Here is an 18,355-nt window from a genome sequence, read left to right as displayed (position 1 = left end):
GCGCGCCCGCCGTCGAACGTTCGCCTGCGCTCACGCGCGCGCAACACGCCGCGCGACCTGCGGCCCGAAGCCGGCAGCCAGCGCGCATAGCACGACGCACAGGCACGCCATCGCGGCCCATGCGGGCGTCAGGTCCGCGAGATGCTGGCGCACCACGCCCGCCGCGAACGGGAACAGCCCCGCGATCAGGTAGCCGACGCCCTGCACGAAGCCCGTCAGCGACGCGGCGTCGGCGGGCGTGGCCGCATGGTCGACCGTGACGATCAGCGACAGCGGGAACAGCGCGCCGATGCCCGCGCCCATCAGCAGCGCGACCGGCAGCGCCAGCGCCTGCGGCGCGGCGAGCATCAGCACGAGCCCGACGAACAGCGCCGCGATCGCCGCGAGCAGCGCGGGCCGGCGATCGGGCACGCGATCGATCGTCGCCGACACCGTCAAGCCCGCCACCACCTCCGCCAGCGTGACGCCGCCGAGCAGCCCGCCGGCCGCGGCGGGCGACCAGCCGAGACGCATGTAATACGGCGGCAGCCACGCGAGCACCAGCGTGTACGCGCCGGTCGCGATCCCGAAGAACAGCGCGAGCCGCCACGCGCGCGGCGAACGCGACGGCCGCGCGCCGAGCGGCGACGCGGCCGCGATGGCCGTGCCGCCGCGGCTCGCCACCGGCCATGCAAGCGCGGCGACGACGGCCGGCAGCGCCCAGCCGGCGAGCGCCGCGAGCCAGCCCCAGCGCGCGGCCGCCAGCGGCGCCGCGACGCTCGCGAGCACCGCGCCGCCCATGATCGACGTCGAATAGATGCCCATCACGCCGCCCACCCGCGTCGAGAAATTCGCCTTCACGAAACCGGGCAGCAGCGCCTGCACCATCGCGATCCCCAACCCCGCGCAGCATGCGCTGGCCAGCAGCAGCCACGCCTGCTGCGCGCCGACGCGCGCCGCGCACGCGATGCCGATCAGCGCGATGCCGAGCGACACGCCGCCCGCGATGCCGGTCGCGCGCTGCAGCCGCCGCGCGCAGAGTGCGCCGAGGCCCATCAGCACGATCGGGATCGTCGTCAGCAGGCTCGCAGTGCTGTCGCCGATGCCGGTCGCGCGCTGGATCATGTCGAGCAGCGGGCCGACCGCGGCGAGCGCCGGGCGCAGGTTCAGCCCGACGAGGACGATGGCGGCGAGCCGCCATCCGGGGGAAGTGAAGCGATGCATCGTATGGCCCTCAGGTCGTGCGCGGCGTCGACACCGACGTCGCGCGTTTTCGTGTAGATTGTCTCGACGTCAAGATAAATGCCGATTTATCTCGACGTCAAGATAACTTGTTCGCCGAGGAGGGTTAATGAACCGAGTGGATCGGGCCGAGCACGCGGTCGCGCAATGGCGCGTGGAGCGCCCGGATCTCGACGCGTCGTCGATGCTCGTGATGGGGCGGCTGCAGGAAGCGGCGCTCGTGATCGCGCGCGACCGTCTCAATCCGCTGTTCGAGCGCTACGGGATGCAGCCGGGCGAATTCGACGTGCTGGCGACGCTGCGCCGCAGCGGCGCGCCGTTCGCGCTGACGCCGACGGCGCTGTACGACGCGCTGATGATGTCGTCGGGCGGGATGACCGCGCGCATCGACCGGCTGCAGAAGGCGGGGTGGGTCGAGCGCCGGCCGAATCCGGCCGACGGGCGCGGCACGCTCGTCGCGCTGACGGACGCCGGCCGCGCGCTGATCGACGACGCGGTCGTCGCACACATCGACAACCAGCGCGCGCTGCTGGCGGCGCTGTCGGCGGCGGAGCAGGCGCAGCTCGCGCGGCTGCTGGGCAAGCTGCTGGGGGGATTGGGCGAGGAAGGGGGTTAATCCCGCCGCATCGCGCGGCGGGTTGGCATCCTGCCGGCCGCGATGAACGCGGGGCCGGCCGTGCGCGTCAGGTACGCGCCGGAATGTTGAGGCCGCGTGCAACGGCCGGGCGGGCGACGAACGCGTCGAGCGCGCGCGCAACGTGGCGGAATTCGCTGAAGCCGACCAGGTCGCCCGCTTCGTAGAAGCCGATCAGGTTGCGCACCCACGGGAAGATCGAGATGTCGGCGATCGTGTAGTCATCGCCCATCACCCACTGGCGATCGGCGAGGCGGGCGTCGAGCACCGCGAGCAGGCGCTTCGATTCGTCGACGTAGCGATCGCGCGGACGCTTGTCCTCGTAGTCGCGGCCCGCGAACTTGTGGAAGAAGCCCACCTGCCCGAAGATCGGGCCGATCCCGGCCATCTGGAACATCACCCACTGGATCGTCTCGTAGCGGCGCGCGAGATCCTTCGGGATCAGCTGGCCGGTCTTGTCGGCGAGATAGATCAGGATCGCGCCGGATTCGAACAGCGGCAGCGGCTTGCCGTCCGGGCCGTTCGGGTCGATGATCGCCGGGATCTTGTTGTTCGGGTTCAGCGACAGGAACGCCGGCGACAGCTGGTCGTCGGTGCTGAAGCTCACCAGGTGCGGCTCGTACGGCAGGCCGGTTTCCTCGAGCATGATCGACACCTTGACGCCGTTCGGCGTCGGCAGCGAGTAGAGCTGGAGGCGGTCGGGATGCTGGGCCGGCCACTTTTGCGTGATCGGGAAGGCGGACAGATCGGGCATGACAGGATTCGCTCGTCGGGGTGAATCATCTGCGATCCGCTGCGCCGCCGCGCGTGGCGGGCCGTTCGCGGAAGCGGGAGCGGCGGCGGCACGCGAGGGCGGGCGCGGCGGGGCGCGCCAAAGGGGCCACTGTAGCTGATTCGGGAGATTGTTGCTGGTGGTGGGTATAAACGGGGCCGATGTGCCGCGCCGTGGCGTGGCTATCGCGCCGAGTCGTCGGGATGCGTGACGTCGCGATAGATCTGCGCAACCCGTTCGCGCGAAATGCCGTGGCGTTGCTCCAATGCCAGCGGGTGGTCGGTGGGTTCGACTGAGACATACGGACGGATGCCGTCATTGCGCAGATGCACCATCGTCTTCAGATTGATCGTATCCGGATAGACGGACAACTGCGTGTTGAGCCAGCCGAAGAACGGACCCACGTGCGATCGCTTTGCAACGTGGAATGTCCTGACCCACTCCTGAAAACTCGCTTCGCTGACGGAGAGCCATACGCCCCACGTGAACGGCTCGGCGAAGCCGTGCACGGGTATCTCGATGTTGCCGCGGACGAAGAACAGGGTTTCGTCGATCACGCAGTCGTCGCTGCCGAGCGAGCAGCGATGCGCTCTTTCTTCGTCCGGGATTTGGTAATAGCTGAAAGGTGCCGGAGCGACAAAGCTCGGAATGCCGTGGTGAGTTTTACCGCGCAACATCTCATCCGGCTCTAAGAAGCCTCTTTGTAGGCTTCACACTGAATGTGCGAGACCGCATCCAGATCGCTCGCCAGCATCGGCCGGACCGTCAGGCCGGCCGATGCTGGCGTTTCATCATAGGCCGGGACCGTATTATGCGTCCACGACCAGCACTTTCCCCGTGATAAAGCCGTCAACGGACCGCTCGAATGCCTTACCAACCAGCGTGCTCGGCACAGGCTGGAAGCCCGGCATCATTTCGCCGTAAACATCCCACGCTTCTTCCAGAACTGTCGGATTTACAACGTTAATGCGGATGCCACGGGGAAGCTCGTGCGCAACGCATTGTACGAAGGTGTCAATGGCACCGCTGGTAGTCGCATCAGCGATTGCCAGAGGAATAGGCTTCATATTAAGAATGCCGGAGATCAGGGTGAACGAGCCGCCATCGTTAATGTAGTTCAGGCCCACATTCACCAGATTGATTTGGCCGAGAAGTTTGCTTTGGATGGTGGCATCCCACTGTTCATCCGTCATTTCGCTGAAATTAGCATATTCGCAATACCCCACGGTATTGACGACGGCGTCGAAATGGCCGACCACTTCAAAAAGCGCCTTGATCGAATCTTTCCTAGTAATATCCACCATATAGTCGCAGCCTTCACCAGAACGGCTGGCGGTAATGAGCTTGTGGCTCTTGAGACCTGTCAGTGCAGCTTGGCCCATTTTTCCTTGGGCGCCAATGAGGATGACCGTTTTCATGTCGTCGCCTTAATCGTCGATTTGCCGAAAACCCAATTCTAGGCGCGCAATGATACAATTCATATCATCATCTTATTGTATGAGATACAACGCATCATGGTGGAAAAGCTGGACATCCGGCACATGCGCGTCTTGCTGCATCTAGTCCGAGAAAGGAACGTATCAAAGGTGGCCCGTAAGCTGGATATTTCCCAGCAAGCGGTGAGCGCATACCTGAAACGTATGCGGGAGATTTTCCCTCAAGAACTATTTCTGCGCCTGAGTGCGGGCTTGCAGCCGACCGAATACGCCTACGAGTTGGCAGCGAAGATTGAGAAAATCATCGATGACGTTGACGCCATATTCGGCGATTTTCCTTTTGACCCGCTTGCAAGCAAACAGGTCTTCACGATTATAGCCAACGAGTATTCACAACTTTCAATCATCCCCAAGCTATCGCTAAAGCTCGCCAGGCTTGCGCCAAAGATCAGGCTTGACATTATAGACTTCAATCCGTCGCAACATTTCCAGACACTCGCAAATGGTGAGGCCGACCTGGTAATTGGGTTTTCGGATTACGTTGATGACGGATTAATTCGCACAAAAATTAGACAGGACCATTATTGCTGCGTAGTGGGGAGAAATTCATCGCTAACCGACAAAATTAGCTGCCTTGAGGACACTTCGCGATTCCCGCATGTCGATTTTTCGAGCAGCCCCGGAAACCTTGGAAATCGCATAGGCGACTTTCTTGACGCCAGGAATATAAAACGCCGAGTCGTTGCGACAATGCCGTGCTATACGTCATTGCAGGCATTCATGTCCGTCAACGATGCCGTGGCGTTTGTGCCCTCGGCGATTGCATCGACTGGCGATTTTCAGGTAATCGACATGAAGGCTCTGCCGCTGCGGTTTGATGTGGCCGTGGGCTGGCATCGTAGGGCCGCAGGTATCGTATCCCGACAATGGCTGACAGGCGTCATTGCAGATGCTGTCTCAAATTGATGCGGTGCATGCCATTTTTCGTCCAACGACGCGGCCCATGTGGGTCGCTTCGAGCGCTTGGTGGTATTCAACTGAAACCGGCTTGCAGCTCAGTGCCTCATTTATCAAGGACGGCGTTTCTGCCGATTCTCCATTTTGAATTGGATCAGGCGCGCGCAAGCAGCGCGTTTGAGGCACTGGACGTTCAACGAACGGCTTTGAATCTCATCGAGGGCCATTGTTCCTCTCACTTCAGCCTGGAAGCGCCCTGGGTGAGCGGCAGAGAAGGGGCGGTGCGCGACATCCATGTGTGTCGGTATTGCATCGATGGTCGGCAATCCGGCGTCGAAATACGGCGGTCGACGCGTCACCGCCGGACACCTCCGTCAAAAGTTGTGCCTTAACCCAATCATCCCCGCCGTCGTCCCCACCCCAGGCGCAACCGGCTGCCCATACACGAGCATCTGATCCATCGTGCCGCGGTTGTTCACATGACCGACCTGCGCATAGACCATCGTGCGCTTTGACAGGCTGTAATCAGCCCCGAGCACGATCGACGTCGACTTGTTCGCCGACCGATTGCGGTCCTTCAGGTAATACACGGCCGACGTCATCTGCAATGCGGGCGTGAAGCGATACCCGACGCCCGCCGACATCATGTCGAAGTTCGCCCGATCCGAATGCGCGGGATTCTTGCCGTTCGCATACGACGCGGACACCGAGAACGCATCACGCGTGTACTTCGCGCCGACGTACACGAACCGGTTGTTGTTCACACCGGTCGGCGTCGACCCCGGCGCCGGATTCGCATCATGGCCGTTGTAGTAAACAGCCGCGACGTTCAGCCCGTAATTCGCATACTTGACCACGACCGACTCGCGCGTGCCGCCCTGAAATTGCCCGGCGACGCCGCCCGGCGCGAACTCGAGCGCAACCGACACGCCGCCGAACGTCGGCGACTGATAAACGAGCGCATTGCTGTCATACAGCGCGCCGATCGCGCCGTTGGTGCTCGTACCGGGCCACCCGGCCGCGGTATTGATCCCGAGCCATGCGGTCAGGATGCTGCCGAAGAACTGCGCATTGCGCACGTCCGTGTCGGCCATCGCATAGATCATCGGCACGATCTGCCGCCCTGCATTGAACGTGCCGAACGGCCCCGACACGCCCACCGACGCCACCTGGTTGAAAATCGCGACCGCGCCCGGCGTGTCGCTCAGCTGCAGCCGGCCGGTGCCGCTGTCGAACGAGCCCTGCAGCTTGAAGTTGATCGCATAGCCGCCGCCGATGTCCTCGCGCCCCTTGATTCCCCAGAAGCTCGAATAGATGCCGCCGTCCTTCATCCGGAACACCTTGCCGGTGTTCGGCGCGTTCGGGCTGAACGACGCGGCCGACGTGCTCTGGTACAGCAGGCCGGTGTCGATCACGCCGTACAGCGTCACGGAGGATTGCGCGTGCGCGCCCGCCGAACAGGCGGCAAGCGCGGCGAGCGCGGCCAGTTTCGTCTTCATCGAAAGTCTCCAGGGATCGTGTTATCTCCGGACGGGATCGAGCCCGCCCGGGGCGATGCATGAAACGTGTCAGGCGGCACGCAACCGGCACCCGTCGATGCGGCGCACGGAATCAGCGGAATCAGCGGAATCAGCGGAATCAGCGGAATCAGCGAAGGACTCGAAGTGCGGCATGGAACGGCTCCGTCGGGCGGACGTCGCGGGCGACATCCTGTTGCGTCATGCGGGAAAGACTACGCAACGACGGACGGGCATTCCCCCCCACGCGCGGGGGGCAGGGTTTCGGAGAAGCGAAATGAGGCGGGGAGGAGCTAGGACGCGCTTTCCAGCAGCCCGAGCACGAGCGCGCGGCGCACCGCGTGCTTGCGCGAGCTCGCATCGAGCTTGCCGAACAGGTTCTTCAGGTGCCACTTCACGGTTTCCTCGCCGACGGCGAGCGCCACCGCGATCTCCTTGTTCGACAGGTTCCGCGCCAGCAGCTCGAGGATCGCGCGCTCCTTCGGCGTCAGCACGACGCTCGGCACCGCGCGCGGCCCGGCCGCCGCGCGGGGCGCCGGCGGCACGATGCGCGGCGTCGGCAACGCATGCTGCGCGTGGCCGCCGAGCGCGGCGTCCTCGTCGCCGACGCGCCGCACCCAGTCGGCGACGGCCGGGTGCGTGTCGGCGAGCGTGCGCGTGAGACGGAACACGTCGGCGAGGTTGATCGCCTCGACCAGCAGCGCGCGGCCGTCGCGGCCCGACTGCTCGAGCGCGAACGCCTTCAGCGCCATGATCTCGATGCGCGCGCGGCCGACGTTCATCTCGCGCGCGAGCACGGCGGCCTCGTCGAGCGCCGCGTCGGCGTCGTCCCAGCGGCGGGCCGCGAGCGCGGCCCCGGCATGCGCGGTGGCCTGCAGCAGCACCACCGGCCGCCGCCACAGCGGCCCGTGCGCGGGAAACGCGGCGGCCGCGATCGCGTCGATCCGCTCGACCAGCGCATGGCAGGTCGCCTCGCGGTAACGCGCCGCATGTATCCGCACCTGCTCGGCGAGGCTCGCGACCGACAGGCGCGGCAGCCGCCGCGCGACGCCCATCGCGTCCAGCGCCTCGAGCAGGTCGATCGCGCGATGCTCGACGCCGCGCAGCAGCGCGATGCGCGCGGCGGTGCAGTAGCCGAGCAGCACCGTATCCGGAATGCCCGAATGCTCGAGCACGTCGAGCCGGTTCGCGAGCAGCGCGGCGGCCTGGTCGACCCGGTCCGACTCGTACGCGATCGCCGCGCACAGCGCCGCGAACATGCAGGTGAGCGGATGGCGGCGGCCGAGGTCCGCTTCGGCGCGGGTCAGCGCCGGGGCGAGCACGTCGTCGGCCAGCTGCGGCTGCCCTTCGGACAGGTAGCTGAAGCCCGCGATCAGCTCGCCCCAGCGCGCGACGTAGCCGAACCCGGCCGCGGTTTCGCCGCGCGGCGCGCCTTGCTGGAAACGCCGCGCCTGCGCGGGCTCGCCGAGGATGATCGCGCGCGCCGACAGCCGGTTGGCGTGCATCTGTGCAAGCCATGACGCGGCGGGCGGCACGAATGCGGCCCACGGCTCGAACAGCTCGACGAAGCGGTCGATCTCGTCCGCGTAATACGCGGCCGCGCTCAGGATCAGCGCGCATTCGTAACGCATCGCGCTCGGCGTGTCGGGCGCGGCGAGGATGCCGTCGATCTGCCGCTGCGCCTCGACGTGCCGCTCGCCGAGCGCGAGCGCCCACGCCACGGCGATCCGCAGCGGCGGGCGCTGGTCGAGCTCGGCGTCGGGCAGGCGTTCGAGCCAGTCGAGCACGTCGTTGATGCGGCCGGCCTTCAGCGCATCCTCGAGGCAGCGCCGCGCCAGCGCATAGGCCGTATCGAGCCGGCCGGCCGCATACGCGTGCCGCGCGGCCTCGCCGGTCATCCCGTGCGCGTCGAGCCAGTCGGCCGCGCGCGCGTGCAGGCCGTCGCGCTCCGCGTCCGGCCACGCCGCGAGGCGGTCGCGCAGCGCGTCGCGCACGAGCGGATGGAGCCGGCACCAGTCGCTGTCGTCCGATGCGATGAACAGCGGCGTGTCGCGCGCGAGCCGGGCGAGGCGCGCGGGCGCGTCGCCGCTGCCGAGCAATGCGTCGCACAACGCCGGGTGCAGCAGGTCGACGACGCTGATGCGCGTGAGGAACGCCGTGTCGTCCGCCGACAGGTTCGCGAGCAGCAGCTCGACGAGCCGGTCGCGGGTGCCGCCCGCGCGCGCGGCGAGCGCATCGACGGCCTGGCGCGGGTCGGCCGCGCGCGCCATCGCCGCCATCGCGAGCTGCAGCCCGAGCGGCCAGCCGTCGACAAGCTCGAACAGGCGCGCGCACGCGTCGGCGTCGACCCGCTGCGCGAAGCGGCCGGTCACCAGCGCGATCGTCTCGTCGAGCGTGAACCTCAACCAGTCGGCGCCGACCAGCGTGCATTGCCCGCCCGCGAGCAGGTCGCCCGCGGCCTGGTCGAGCCCGCGCCGCGCGGCCGCCACGACGCGCAGGTTCTGCGGCGCGTTGTGCAGCACGTAGGTCAGCGCGTCGAGGCCGGCGGCGGGCAGCCGCTCGGCTTCGTCGACGATCAGCAGCGCATCGATCGACAGCTGCGCGACCTCGGCGAGCCACGCGGTCACGCCTTCGAGCGCGCGCGCCGCGTCCAGCGCGCCGCTCGCGATCAGGCGGCCGAAGCCGGGGCGCGCGCAGCCGGTGCGCACGGCCTGCACGAGCCCTTGCAGCAGGCGCGGCGCGTCGTCGCGCTCGTCCGCCGACAGCCAGACGACCGCATGGCCGAGCGCCAGGTATTCGCGGCGCCATTGCGCGAGCAGCGACGTCTTGCCGTAGCCGGCCGGCGCCTGCACGAGCGTCACCTGGCGATCGCCGAAACCTGCCGCCGACAGGCTCAGCCGTGCGCGCGCGACAAGCTGCGCGGATACGCGCGGCGCGGTCGTCTTCAGTACCAGCTCGGTGGGGGCGGTGTCGTCGCGGGTCGCAGGGTGGGCCATCGGGGGAGCAGGTCGGCAGCCGGGCAGGGCCGGCGTCCGGTGTGGATCGTGGGGGAAGGATCGGCCGAACCCGCCGCGCGCGTCAATCCCCCCCGTCGCGAGTGGGGCCGGTACCGCGCCGCGTCGATAGCATGGGTTCCGACACAAGCACGAGGAGCATGCCATGCCGACAGACTTCACCGCCACGCCGGCCGGCGTGCCGCGCGCCGGGTGAGCCGCGCGATGTATCGCCACCTGCTCGTGACGGTCGAGTGCGCGCCCGGCGGCATCGACGCGGTGGGCCATGCGCTCGAACTGGCCCGCGCGATCGGCGCGCGCATCACGTTCGTGCTGGCCGGCGCCGCGCCGGGCCCGTATTTACCCGGAGCGCAGGCCGCGGAGCAGGGTGCCAAAGTGGAAGCGGCCGCCCGCGCGCAGGGGGTGTCGCATGCGATTGCGTCGGCGGACGGCGCGACGCTCGACGAACTGGCCGGCCGCCACGGCTGCGACCTGATCTGCGTGGCCGCACTGCCGGGCAGCGCCGACGCGGCGGCGGGCGCGCGACTACACGACCTGCTCGCGGCGAGCGCCGTGCCGGTGCTCGTGTGTGCGGCCTCGCCGCCGGCGGCGGCGCGGGTGATCGCCCGCTGTCTCGACGCGCATCGCGCGGTCGCCGCGCTGCTGCATGCGCTGATGCGATGCGGCGCCGCAACCGGCGAACCCGAGCAGCGCGCGGCCGCCATGCGGCGCGTGCTCGCGGATCTCGCCGGCAAGCAACGGCCCGATCGCGGCGACGTCACGGAGGCGCAGTTGTTCGCGATGCTGCGCGCGCGCACCGAGTGCGTGGCGGCGGAGCTGGACGAACTGGCGCGCCAGCAGCGGCGCGACGCGCAGGCACTCGATGCACTGGCGGGCATGGCGGAGGACGTGCCGCCGCAGGCCGGGGCCGCTGCGTTCGACGCGGCGCTCGCGCGCTATGCGCGCGGCGTCTTCGAACAGATGGGACGCAAGGAGGGCGTGATCTTCCCGGCTGCGCGGCGCTACCTGAGCGACGCGGACTGGGCGGCCCTCGACGCGGGCCCGCCCGCCGACATGAACACGAATACAAACGAAACCGACGATGCGCGACGCGCATCCGACTGATCTACCACGGAGACAGACATGGCACATGCAGTGCGATTTCACGAGACGGGCGGCCCGGAAGTGCTGCGCCGGGAAACCGTCGAGGTGGGCGAGCCGGGGCCTGGCCAGGTGCGCGTGAAGCACGCCGCGGTCGGGCTGAATTTCGCCGACACCTATTTCCGCAGCGGCCTGTATCCGGTGCCGCTGCCGTCCGGCATCGGCGTCGAGGCGGCGGGCGTGGTCGAGGCCGTCGGCGCGGGCGTCACGCAGGTGGCGGTCGGCGATCGCGTGACCTATACGGGCTTCCTCGACACGCTCGGCGCGTACAGCACCGAGCGCCTGGTGCCGGCCGCGCCGCTGATCCGGCTGCCCGACGCGATCGCGTGCGACACGGCGGCCGCGATGACGATGCGCGGCCTCACCGCCGCCTACCTGCTGCGCCGCATCCACGCGTTCAAGGCAGGCGACAGCATCCTGCTGCACGCGGCGGCCGGCGGCGTCGGCCTGATCGTGTCGCAATGGGCGAAGCTGCTCGGCCTGACCGTGATCGGCACGGTATCGAGCGACGCGAAGGCGGATATCGCGCGGGCGCACGGCTGCGACCACGTGATCGTCCATCGCCGCGAGGACATCGCGCAGCGCGTGCGCGAACTGACCGACGGCAGGGGCGTCGACGTCGTGTTCGACAGCGTCGGCAAGGACACCTTCGACGCGTCGCTGAATGCGCTCAAGCGCCGCGGGCTGATGGTGTGCGTCGGTACCGCGTCGGGCCCGATTCCGCCGTTCAATCCGCAGTTGCTCGCGATGAAGGGGTCGCTCTACCTGACGCGCCCGGCGCTCGCCGACTACATCGCCGATCCGGCCGAGAAGGCGGAACTGGCGGGCGAGCTGTTCGGCCATGTCGCCGCCGGCCGGATCCGGATCGAGATCAACCAGCGCTACGCGCTCGAGGACGCGGCGCGCGCGCATCGCGACCTGGAGAGCGGCCGGACCACGGGTTCGTCGGTCTTCGAGATCTGAGGAGGCGGCCATGCGAGTCGAACCGCTCACCTGCGCGATCGGCGCGGAACTGCACGGCGTCAGCCTCGCCGATGCCGTGCACGACGACGGCCTGTTCGCCGAGATCCGCGCGCTGCTGCTGACCCACCGCGTGCTGTTCCTGCGCGACCAGGACATCACGCGCGCCGAGCACGTCGCGTTCGCGCGGCGCTTCGGCGAGCTGGAGGATCACCCGGTCGCCGGCAGCGATCCCGAGCATCCGGGCCTCGTGCGGATCTACAAGTCGCCGGACCAGCCGAACGACCGCTACGAGAACGCGTGGCACAGCGACGCGAGCTGGCGCGTGGCGCCGCCGTTCGGCTGCGTGCTGCGCTGCGTCGAGTGCCCGCCGGTCGGCGGCGACACGCTGTGGGCGAACATGGTGCTCGCCTACGAGAACCTGCCCGCGCACGTGAAGCAGCAGATCGACGGGCTGCGCGCGCGGCACAGCATCGAGGCAAGCTTCGGCGCGGCGATGCCGATCGACAAGCGGCTCGCGCTGAAGGCGCAGTACCCGGACGCCGAGCACCCGGTCGTGCGCACGCACCCCGAAACGGGCGAAAAGGTGCTGTACGTGAATGCGTTCACGACGCACTTCACGAATTTCCATACGCCCGAGCGCGTGCGCTTCGGGCAGGACGCGAACCCGGGCGCGGGCCAGCTGCTGCAGTACCTGGTCAGCCAGGCGCAGATCCCCGAATACCAGGTGCGCTGGCGCTGGCGGAAGAACAGCGTCGCGCTCTGGGACAACCGCAGCACCCAGCACTACGCGGTGATGGACTACCCGCCGTGCGTGCGCAGGATGGAACGCGCGGGGATCGTCGGCGACGCGCCGTTCTGAGCCCGCCACGCCCCCGCATACGACGATTCAAACTGGAGGACGACATGCAATTTCTCGACGATTCGCTGCACCCGGAAAACCAGGACAAGGTGGTGATCACGGTCGCGCCGTACGGCCCCGAATGGATGCCGGCGGATTTCCCCGAAGACATCCCGGTGACGATGGACGAGCACGTGCAGAAGGCCGTGGACTGCTACAACGCGGGCGCCACCGTGCTGCACCTGCACGTGCGCGAACCGGACGGCAAGGGCAGCAAGCGGCTGTCGAAGTTCAACGAGCTGCTCGGCCGGCTGCGCGACGCGGTGCCCGACATGATCCTGCAGGTGGGCGGCTCGATCTCGTTCGCGCCGGAAGGCGACGGCGCGGAGGCGAAGTGGCTGTCCGACGACACGCGCCACATGCTCGCCGAGCTGAGCCCGAAGCCCGACCAGGTGACGGTCGCGATCAACACGGTGCAGATGAACATCACCGAGCTGATGAACCGCCGCGACATCGCCGGCACGTCGCTGAACGAAGCCGCGTACTGGGAGGCGTATCGCGAGATGACCGTGCCGGCCGGCCCCGGCTGGGTCGAGGAGCATCTGCGCCGGCTGCAGGCGGCCGGCATCCAGCCGCATTTCCAGCTCACCGGCATGCATTCGCTGGAAACGCTCGAGCGGATGATCCGCCGCGGCGTCTATCGCGGCCCGCTGAACGTCACGTGGGTCGGCATCGGCGGCGGCTTCGACGGCCCGAACCCGTACAACTTCATGGAGTTCGTGCGGCGCTGCCCGGACGGCGCGTGCATCACGCTCGAATCGCTGATGAAGAACGTGCTGCCGATCAACACGATCGCGATGGCGATGGGGCTGCATCCGCGCTGCGGGATCGAGGACACGATCATCGACCAGAAGGGCAACCGGATGACGTCGGTGCAGCAGGTCGAGCAGTGCGCGCGGATCGCGCGCGAACTCGGCCGCGAGATCGCGACCGGCCGGGAGGCGAAGGCGATCTACCGGATCGGCGTGCAGTACGACGGCGTCGACGAGACGCTCGCGCAGCTCGGCATGGCGCCGAACCGCCGGCCGGGCCAGGTGAACGTGCCCCTGCGCGCGGCCTGACGCGGCGCACATCCGGGCGGATGGCCGCTGCGGCCGCCGTCCGCCGAACATTCAGCGTGCGGCACCCACCCTGCGCGCACCGCGCAGGGCGGACTCCGGCAAACGGAGCGGGGCCGCGCAAACCGTGCCGACGCGCTAGCGCATCACTGCGTCCGGCACCGGAGGAGACACGCATGCTGATCCATCATGTCGAGCCGTCGATGCAGGGCGTGGCCGAGGTTCGCGGCCGCGCGCCCGCATTCGCGTGGCTCGTGTTCGGGCTGACCGTCGGCCTGTTGCTGTCCGATTACATGTCGCGTCAGGTGCTGAACGCGGTGTTTCCGCTGCTGAAGCACGCGTGGGGGCTCACCGATACGCAGCTCGGCTCGCTGAGCGGGATCGTCGCGCTGCTGGTCGGCGTGCTGACGTTTCCGCTGTCGGTGCTCGCCGACCGCTTCGGACGCGTGCGCAGCATCGTGCTGATGGCTGCGCTGTGGAGCGTCGCGACGCTCGGCTGCGCGCTGTCGACCCACTACACGGAAATGCTCGTCGCGCGCGGGTTCGTCGGGCTCGGCGAGGCCGCGTACGGCAGCGTCGGCATCGCGCTGATCCTGAGCATCTTTCCGGTGCATCTGCGCGCGACGCTGACCGGCGCGTTCATGGCCGGCGGTGCGTTCGGCTCGGTGTTCGGGATGGCGCTCGGCGGCGTGGTCGGCGCGCACCTCGGCTGGCGCTGGTCGTTCGGCGTGATGGCCGCGCTCGGGCTCGTGCTGCTGGTCGCGTACCGCTGCGCCGTCACCGAGCGGCGGCTCGCCGCGTGCCGGCCCGAGCCGTGCCGGCGCGGCCCGGATGCGCCGCGCGACGTGCGCGGCAGCCTGCGCGCGCTGATGACGGGGCTGTTTTCATCGCGCTCGGTGATCTGCGCGTACATCGGCAGCGGGCTGCACCTGTTCGTGCCGGGCGCGCTGTTCGCGTGGCTGCCGAGCTACCTGAACCGCGACTACGCGATGGCGCCCGACCGGGCCGCGGTGCTCGCGGCGGGCTTCGTGCTGATCGCCGGCATCGGGATGGTCGGCTGCGGGATCGTCACCGACCGGATCGGCAAGGCCGACGGCGCACGCAAGTGGCTGACCGCGATCACCTATTGCCTGCTGACGTGCGGCAGCCTCGCGCTCGCGTTCCGGCTGCCGCCCGGGCCGCTGCAGCTCGCGCTGATCGGCGTCGGGATGCTGGTCGGCGCGGGCGCGTCCGGCGCATCGGGCGCGATGGTCGCGAACCTGACGCCCGCCGCGATCCACGCGTCGGCATTCGCGACGCTCACGCTCGCGAACAACCTGCTCGGCATGGCGCCCGGGCCGCTGCTGACCGGCTGGGTCGCCGATCACGTGGGGCTCGGTGTCGCGCTGCAATGGATTCCCGTCGTGCCGCTCGCGGCCGCGGCGGTCTTCTCGATCGGGCGCGCGAGCTATGTGGCCGATCTCGCACGCGCAGAACGTAGCCGGCGCGCGTCCGTTCATTCCTGATTTCCGTTGGTTCCCCTGGAGGCTGCATGACCCTGGCGAAAACGCCCACCATCCTGATCGTGCCCGGCTTGCGCGATCACGTCGAAGACCACTGGCAGACCCATCTCGAACGGCGCCTGCCGAACGCGCGCTCGGTCGCGCCGCTCGAACGCGACAAGCTCAGCCGCGCCGCGCGGGTCGCGGCGCTCGATGCCGCGCTCGCGGCCATCGACGGCCCGGTGGTCCTCGTCGCGCACAGCGCGGGCGTGATGATCGCCGTGCACTGGGCGCGGCAGGCGACGCGCGCGATTCGAGGCGCGCTGCTCGCGACGCCGGCCGATCTGGATGAGCCGATGCCGGACGGCTATCCGACGATGGAGGCGCTCGACGCACACGGCTGGACGCCCGTGCCGACGCAGCGGCTGCCGTTTCCGAGCCTCGTCGCCGCGAGCCGCAACGATCCGCTGGCGCGGTTCGAACGCGTGGAAGCGCTGGCGGCCGGGTGGGGCAGCCGGCTCGTCGATCTTGGCGAGGTCGGCCATCTGAACCCGGCTTCCGGTTATGGCGAGTGGCCGGGCGCGGCCGCGTTGATTGCCGAATTGCTGGCGCCGGGCGGGCATTGATGCGCCGACGCCGGCCTGGAGTAGGAACGGTTGCCCGGCCATGACCTGTCGATCTCGATCACGCGTGCCCGAGACCTGACAATCACCTGACAACGTCTGATGATATGAAATATCATCCTCGATCCGCGTCGCCGCCCGGCGTGCCCCGACCTCGTGGCACCCCTGGCACGCGACGGTAACCACACGAAGATCGACCAGACGTGACGAAAACGAAACGACCGCCGGCACGGGGCGAACGGCGGCAGGCGAGGCCGCACCTGCGCAACGCCGCCTGGAGCGCGCGAGCCCGACGCCGATGCACGACGATGCTGACCTGCGCGATGGCGGCGTCCGGCGCGCTCGCCGTCGAACCTGCCGAACCCGCCGCCGCACGAGACGACCCGCACGCGCTGCCGACGATCAACGTCACCGCACGAAACGTCCCCTTTGATCCGCTCACGCAACCGCTCGAAACCGGCTCGCGGCTCGGTCTCGCGAGCCTCGACACGCCGGCCAGCGTCGAAACCGTCACGGCCGATGCGATCGAGGCGCGCGGCGACCGCACGGTTCTCGACGCCGTCACGCGTGCGACCGGTTTCACCAACGCGGCCGCGCCCGGCAACGGCGGCACCGCGCTCAGCGTGCGCGGCTTCGGCGGCCAGGAATCGGTGATGACGCTGCTCGACGGCGTCCGGCTGCTGCCGGCTGCGGGCACGATCACGTTCCCGTTCGATACGTGGTCGGTCGATCGCATCGAGGTGCTGCGCGGCCCGGCGTCGGTGCTGTATGGCGAAGGGGCGATCGGCGGCGTCGTGAACGTCGTGCCGAAGCGTCCGCAGCGCACGCGCGAGACCACGCTGCAAGCGGGCATCGGCGCCGACGGCGCGAAGCGCGTCGGATTCGATACGACGGGCGCACTCGGCCCGCGCCTGTCGTACCGCTTCTACGTGAGCGACGCGCGCGCAAACGGCCTCGCCGAACGGGCCGATACGCACACGACCGCGTTCGGCGGCGCGCTGAAGTTCGACGTGAGCCCGCGCCTCACGCTGACGCTCGATTACGACTACGGCCGCCAGATGCCGGCGACGTACTTCGGCGTGCCGGCCCCGAACGGCGTGCTCGATTCGACGCTGCGCAAGGTCAACTACAACGTCGGCGACGCGACGATCACGTACTACGACCAGTGGACGCGGCTGTCCGCCACCTATCGGCCGGCCGCCGGCGTGACGATCGACAACCAGTTCTACTACCTGACGTCCAATCGCCACTGGCGCAACGCGGAAGCGTATGCGCTGGATGCCGCGACCGGCCGCGTCACGCGCGGCGACTACCTCGAACTCCACCATCACCAGCGGCAGGTGGGCGACCGGCTGAGCGCGCGCGTCGACGGGCAGCTGTTCGGCCGCGCGAACCGCTTCGTCGTCGGCACGGAGTTCAACCAGATCACGTTCGAAGGGATCAACAATTCGCCGTACGGCGGCGAATCGACGGTGAACGCGCACGGCTTCGATCCCGGCGCATTCACGAGCCCGGACCCGACGGTGCCGCAGTTCCGCACCCGCACGCGCCAGGCGGCCGTGTTTGCCGAGAACCGTCTCGAACTGCTGCCGCGCGTCGCGTGGGTGAGCGGGCTGCGCTACGACCACATCGCGTACCACCGCGAGCAGGCGGCAACCGGCGCCGGCTTCGACAAGCATTTCGCGCATCTCGGCTGGCGCACGGGCTTCGTCTATGAAATCGCGCCGACGCTCACCGCCTATGCGCAGTACACGACGGGGGCGGAAGGGCTCGGCTCGCTCGTGACGCTGTCCGCGTCGCAGGCGAACTTCCGGCTGGCGACCGGCGAGCAGTGGGAAGCGGGCGTCAAGCAGACGCTCTTCGACGGCCGCGCGTACTGGACGTTCGCCGTCTACGACATCACGAAGCGCAACCTCCTGAGCACCGATCCGTTCAATCCCGCGCTGCGCCAGCAGGTCGGCCGGCAGTCGTCGCGCGGCGTCGAGCTGACGGGCGGGGCGCGGCTGCCGCGCGGCGTGACGGTCGACGCGAACGTCGCGCTGCTGCGCGCGCGTTACGACGCATTCAACCAGACGATCGGCGGCGTCGCGCATTCCCGCGCGTGCAACGTGCCGTCCAACGTGCCGCAGCAGACCGCGAACCTGTGGCTCGGCTGGGCGTTCGCCGAACGCTGGCAGGCGAACGCCGGCGTGCGCTATGTCGGGCCCACGTATGGCGACGACGCGAATCGCGTGTCGATTCCGTCGTATACGGTGTTCGATGCGTCGCTGCGGTGGCAGGCGACGTCGCGCACCGATTTCGCGCTGTACCTGCGCAATCTCGCGAATCGCACCTACGCGGTGACGACGTCGAACGGTGGCGAGCAGTGGCTGCTCGGTCCGTCGCGCGCGGCGGAACTCGTCGCGACGATGCGGTTCTGACACGGCCGCCGTCAGCGCAGGCGCTCGATCGACTGCCTGCGCTGATCGCCGCGCCGCGCGGCCAGCGCTTACCGGGTCTATCTCTCGATTCTTTGTTGTCTGACGTCTAAACACAAAAGTACGGCCGCGCCGGCACGACGACGATCCAGAAGGCGTTTTGTCAGGGAAACTCCCATCCTGTCCGCCGTGCTTTTTTGTTGACGGACATCGTATAACAAAGT

General features: G+C 68.5%; 15 protein-coding genes. 9 read left to right on the top strand and 6 right to left on the bottom strand.

What is annotated here, in order from left to right; genetic code table 11:
• Positions 1–30: 30 nt before the first annotated feature.
• The gene (locus HWY45_RS09565) at positions 31–1,203 is read right to left on the bottom strand and encodes an MFS transporter (protein WP_059885970.1); all 1,173 of its coding nucleotides are present in this window, start codon (positions 1,201–1,203) and stop codon (positions 31–33) included.
• A gap of 136 nt (positions 1,204–1,339) precedes the next feature.
• Here HWY45_RS09565 and HWY45_RS09560 point away from each other — a divergent pair, with 136 nt between their 5' ends.
• Positions 1,340–1,837 carry a MarR family winged helix-turn-helix transcriptional regulator gene (locus HWY45_RS09560; protein ID WP_059806798.1) on the top strand — a complete coding sequence of 166 codons (498 nt, stop codon included), beginning with the start codon at positions 1,340–1,342 and terminating at the stop codon, positions 1,835–1,837.
• 67 nt (positions 1,838–1,904) lie between these two features.
• Here HWY45_RS09560 and HWY45_RS09555 read toward each other — a convergent pair whose 3' ends face one another.
• The 3 genes from HWY45_RS09555 to HWY45_RS09545 all read right to left on the bottom strand — a co-directional run bounded on the left by HWY45_RS09555 (position 1,905) and on the right by HWY45_RS09545 (position 4,045).
• Complete coding sequence (locus tag HWY45_RS09555; protein WP_059806795.1) at positions 1,905–2,609, bottom strand: glutathione S-transferase N-terminal domain-containing protein; 705 nt, start codon at positions 2,607–2,609, stop codon at positions 1,905–1,907.
• Between the two features lie 200 nt (positions 2,610–2,809).
• Positions 2,810–3,304 (bottom strand): DUF2199 domain-containing protein, encoded by a 495-nt coding sequence (locus HWY45_RS09550; RefSeq protein WP_059885967.1) that lies wholly within the window; start codon positions 3,302–3,304, stop codon positions 2,810–2,812.
• A gap of 132 nt (positions 3,305–3,436) precedes the next feature.
• Positions 3,437–4,045: a short chain dehydrogenase gene (locus tag HWY45_RS09545; protein ID WP_059885965.1), complete on the bottom strand. Its 609-nt coding sequence runs from the start codon at positions 4,043–4,045 to the stop codon at positions 3,437–3,439.
• Between the two features lie 96 nt (positions 4,046–4,141).
• On the opposite strand from HWY45_RS09545, the gene HWY45_RS09540 reads away from it, so the two are divergent.
• A complete protein-coding gene (locus HWY45_RS09540; protein ID WP_196483088.1) occupies positions 4,142–5,029 on the top strand; it encodes a LysR family transcriptional regulator in 888 nt (295 codons plus the stop codon).
• Positions 5,030–5,394: 365 nt separating this feature from the next.
• Here HWY45_RS09540 and HWY45_RS09535 read toward each other — a convergent pair whose 3' ends face one another.
• Positions 5,395–6,519 (bottom strand): porin, encoded by a 1,125-nt coding sequence (locus tag HWY45_RS09535; RefSeq protein ID WP_059885963.1) that lies wholly within the window; start codon positions 6,517–6,519, stop codon positions 5,395–5,397.
• A gap of 311 nt (positions 6,520–6,830) precedes the next feature.
• Positions 6,831–9,533 (bottom strand): helix-turn-helix transcriptional regulator, encoded by a 2,703-nt coding sequence (locus HWY45_RS09530; protein ID WP_059885961.1) that lies wholly within the window; start codon positions 9,531–9,533, stop codon positions 6,831–6,833.
• 222 nt (positions 9,534–9,755) lie between these two features.
• On the opposite strand from HWY45_RS09530, the gene HWY45_RS09525 reads away from it, so the two are divergent.
• The 7 genes from HWY45_RS09525 (at position 9,756) to HWY45_RS09495 (ending at position 18,134) form a co-directional block, all read left to right on the top strand.
• On the top strand, positions 9,756–10,655 hold the full coding sequence (locus HWY45_RS09525) for a universal stress protein (RefSeq protein WP_059886213.1): 900 nt from the start codon (positions 9,756–9,758) through the stop codon (positions 10,653–10,655).
• A gap of 18 nt (positions 10,656–10,673) precedes the next feature.
• A complete protein-coding gene (locus HWY45_RS09520; RefSeq protein ID WP_059885960.1) occupies positions 10,674–11,654 on the top strand; it encodes a quinone oxidoreductase family protein in 981 nt (326 codons plus the stop codon).
• Positions 11,655–11,664: 10 nt separating this feature from the next.
• Positions 11,665–12,513, top strand: coding sequence for a TauD/TfdA dioxygenase family protein (locus HWY45_RS09515; RefSeq protein ID WP_059560750.1), 849 nt, complete (start codon positions 11,665–11,667; stop codon positions 12,511–12,513).
• A 44-nt stretch (positions 12,514–12,557) separates the two neighbouring features.
• Positions 12,558–13,613 (top strand): beta-keto acid cleavage family enzyme, encoded by a 1,056-nt coding sequence (locus HWY45_RS09510; protein WP_017332050.1) that lies wholly within the window; start codon positions 12,558–12,560, stop codon positions 13,611–13,613.
• 173 nt (positions 13,614–13,786) lie between these two features.
• Positions 13,787–15,115 (top strand): MFS transporter, encoded by a 1,329-nt coding sequence (locus tag HWY45_RS09505; protein ID WP_059885958.1) that lies wholly within the window; start codon positions 13,787–13,789, stop codon positions 15,113–15,115.
• 26 nt (positions 15,116–15,141) lie between these two features.
• Complete coding sequence (locus HWY45_RS09500) at positions 15,142–15,717, top strand: RBBP9/YdeN family alpha/beta hydrolase (protein ID WP_059885956.1); 576 nt, start codon at positions 15,142–15,144, stop codon at positions 15,715–15,717.
• Between the two features lie 305 nt (positions 15,718–16,022).
• The gene (locus HWY45_RS09495; RefSeq protein ID WP_330996074.1) at positions 16,023–18,134 is read left to right on the top strand and encodes a TonB-dependent receptor; all 2,112 of its coding nucleotides are present in this window, start codon (positions 16,023–16,025) and stop codon (positions 18,132–18,134) included.
• Positions 18,135–18,355: the final 221 nt, after the last annotated feature.

Origin of the sequence: Burkholderia stagnalis (assembly GCF_902830275.1) — a bacterium.
Taxonomy (GTDB): domain Bacteria; phylum Pseudomonadota; class Gammaproteobacteria; order Burkholderiales; family Burkholderiaceae; genus Burkholderia; species Burkholderia stagnalis.
Note: the sequence above shows the minus strand (reverse complement) of the source record. Positions and strands in the feature narration are given on the sequence as shown.

Bases quoted from the DNA above. Each gene is read 5' to 3' on its own strand.
- HWY45_RS09565 (WP_059885970.1), bottom strand. From the start codon at position 1,203: ATGCATCGCTTCACTTCCCCCGGATGGCGGCTCGCCGCCATCGTCCTC.
- HWY45_RS09555 (WP_059806795.1), bottom strand. From the start codon at position 2,609: ATGCCCGATCTGTCCGCCTTCCCGATCACGCAAAAGTGGCCGGCCCAG.
- HWY45_RS09550 (WP_059885967.1), bottom strand. From the start codon at position 3,304: ATGTTGCGCGGTAAAACTCACCACGGCATTCCGAGCTTTGTCGCTCCG.
- HWY45_RS09545 (WP_059885965.1), bottom strand. From the start codon at position 4,045: ATGAAAACGGTCATCCTCATTGGCGCCCAAGGAAAAATGGGCCAAGCT.
- HWY45_RS09540 (WP_196483088.1), top strand. From the start codon at position 4,142: ATGGTGGAAAAGCTGGACATCCGGCACATGCGCGTCTTGCTGCATCTA.
- HWY45_RS09535 (WP_059885963.1), bottom strand. From the start codon at position 6,519: ATGAAGACGAAACTGGCCGCGCTCGCCGCGCTTGCCGCCTGTTCGGCG.
- HWY45_RS09530 (WP_059885961.1), bottom strand. From the start codon at position 9,533: ATGGCCCACCCTGCGACCCGCGACGACACCGCCCCCACCGAGCTGGTA.
- HWY45_RS09525 (WP_059886213.1), top strand. From the start codon at position 9,756: ATGTATCGCCACCTGCTCGTGACGGTCGAGTGCGCGCCCGGCGGCATC.
- HWY45_RS09520 (WP_059885960.1), top strand. From the start codon at position 10,674: ATGGCACATGCAGTGCGATTTCACGAGACGGGCGGCCCGGAAGTGCTG.
- HWY45_RS09515 (WP_059560750.1), top strand. From the start codon at position 11,665: ATGCGAGTCGAACCGCTCACCTGCGCGATCGGCGCGGAACTGCACGGC.
- HWY45_RS09510 (WP_017332050.1), top strand. From the start codon at position 12,558: ATGCAATTTCTCGACGATTCGCTGCACCCGGAAAACCAGGACAAGGTG.
- HWY45_RS09505 (WP_059885958.1), top strand. From the start codon at position 13,787: ATGCTGATCCATCATGTCGAGCCGTCGATGCAGGGCGTGGCCGAGGTT.
- HWY45_RS09500 (WP_059885956.1), top strand. From the start codon at position 15,142: ATGACCCTGGCGAAAACGCCCACCATCCTGATCGTGCCCGGCTTGCGC.
- HWY45_RS09495 (WP_330996074.1), top strand. From the start codon at position 16,023: ATGCTGACCTGCGCGATGGCGGCGTCCGGCGCGCTCGCCGTCGAACCT.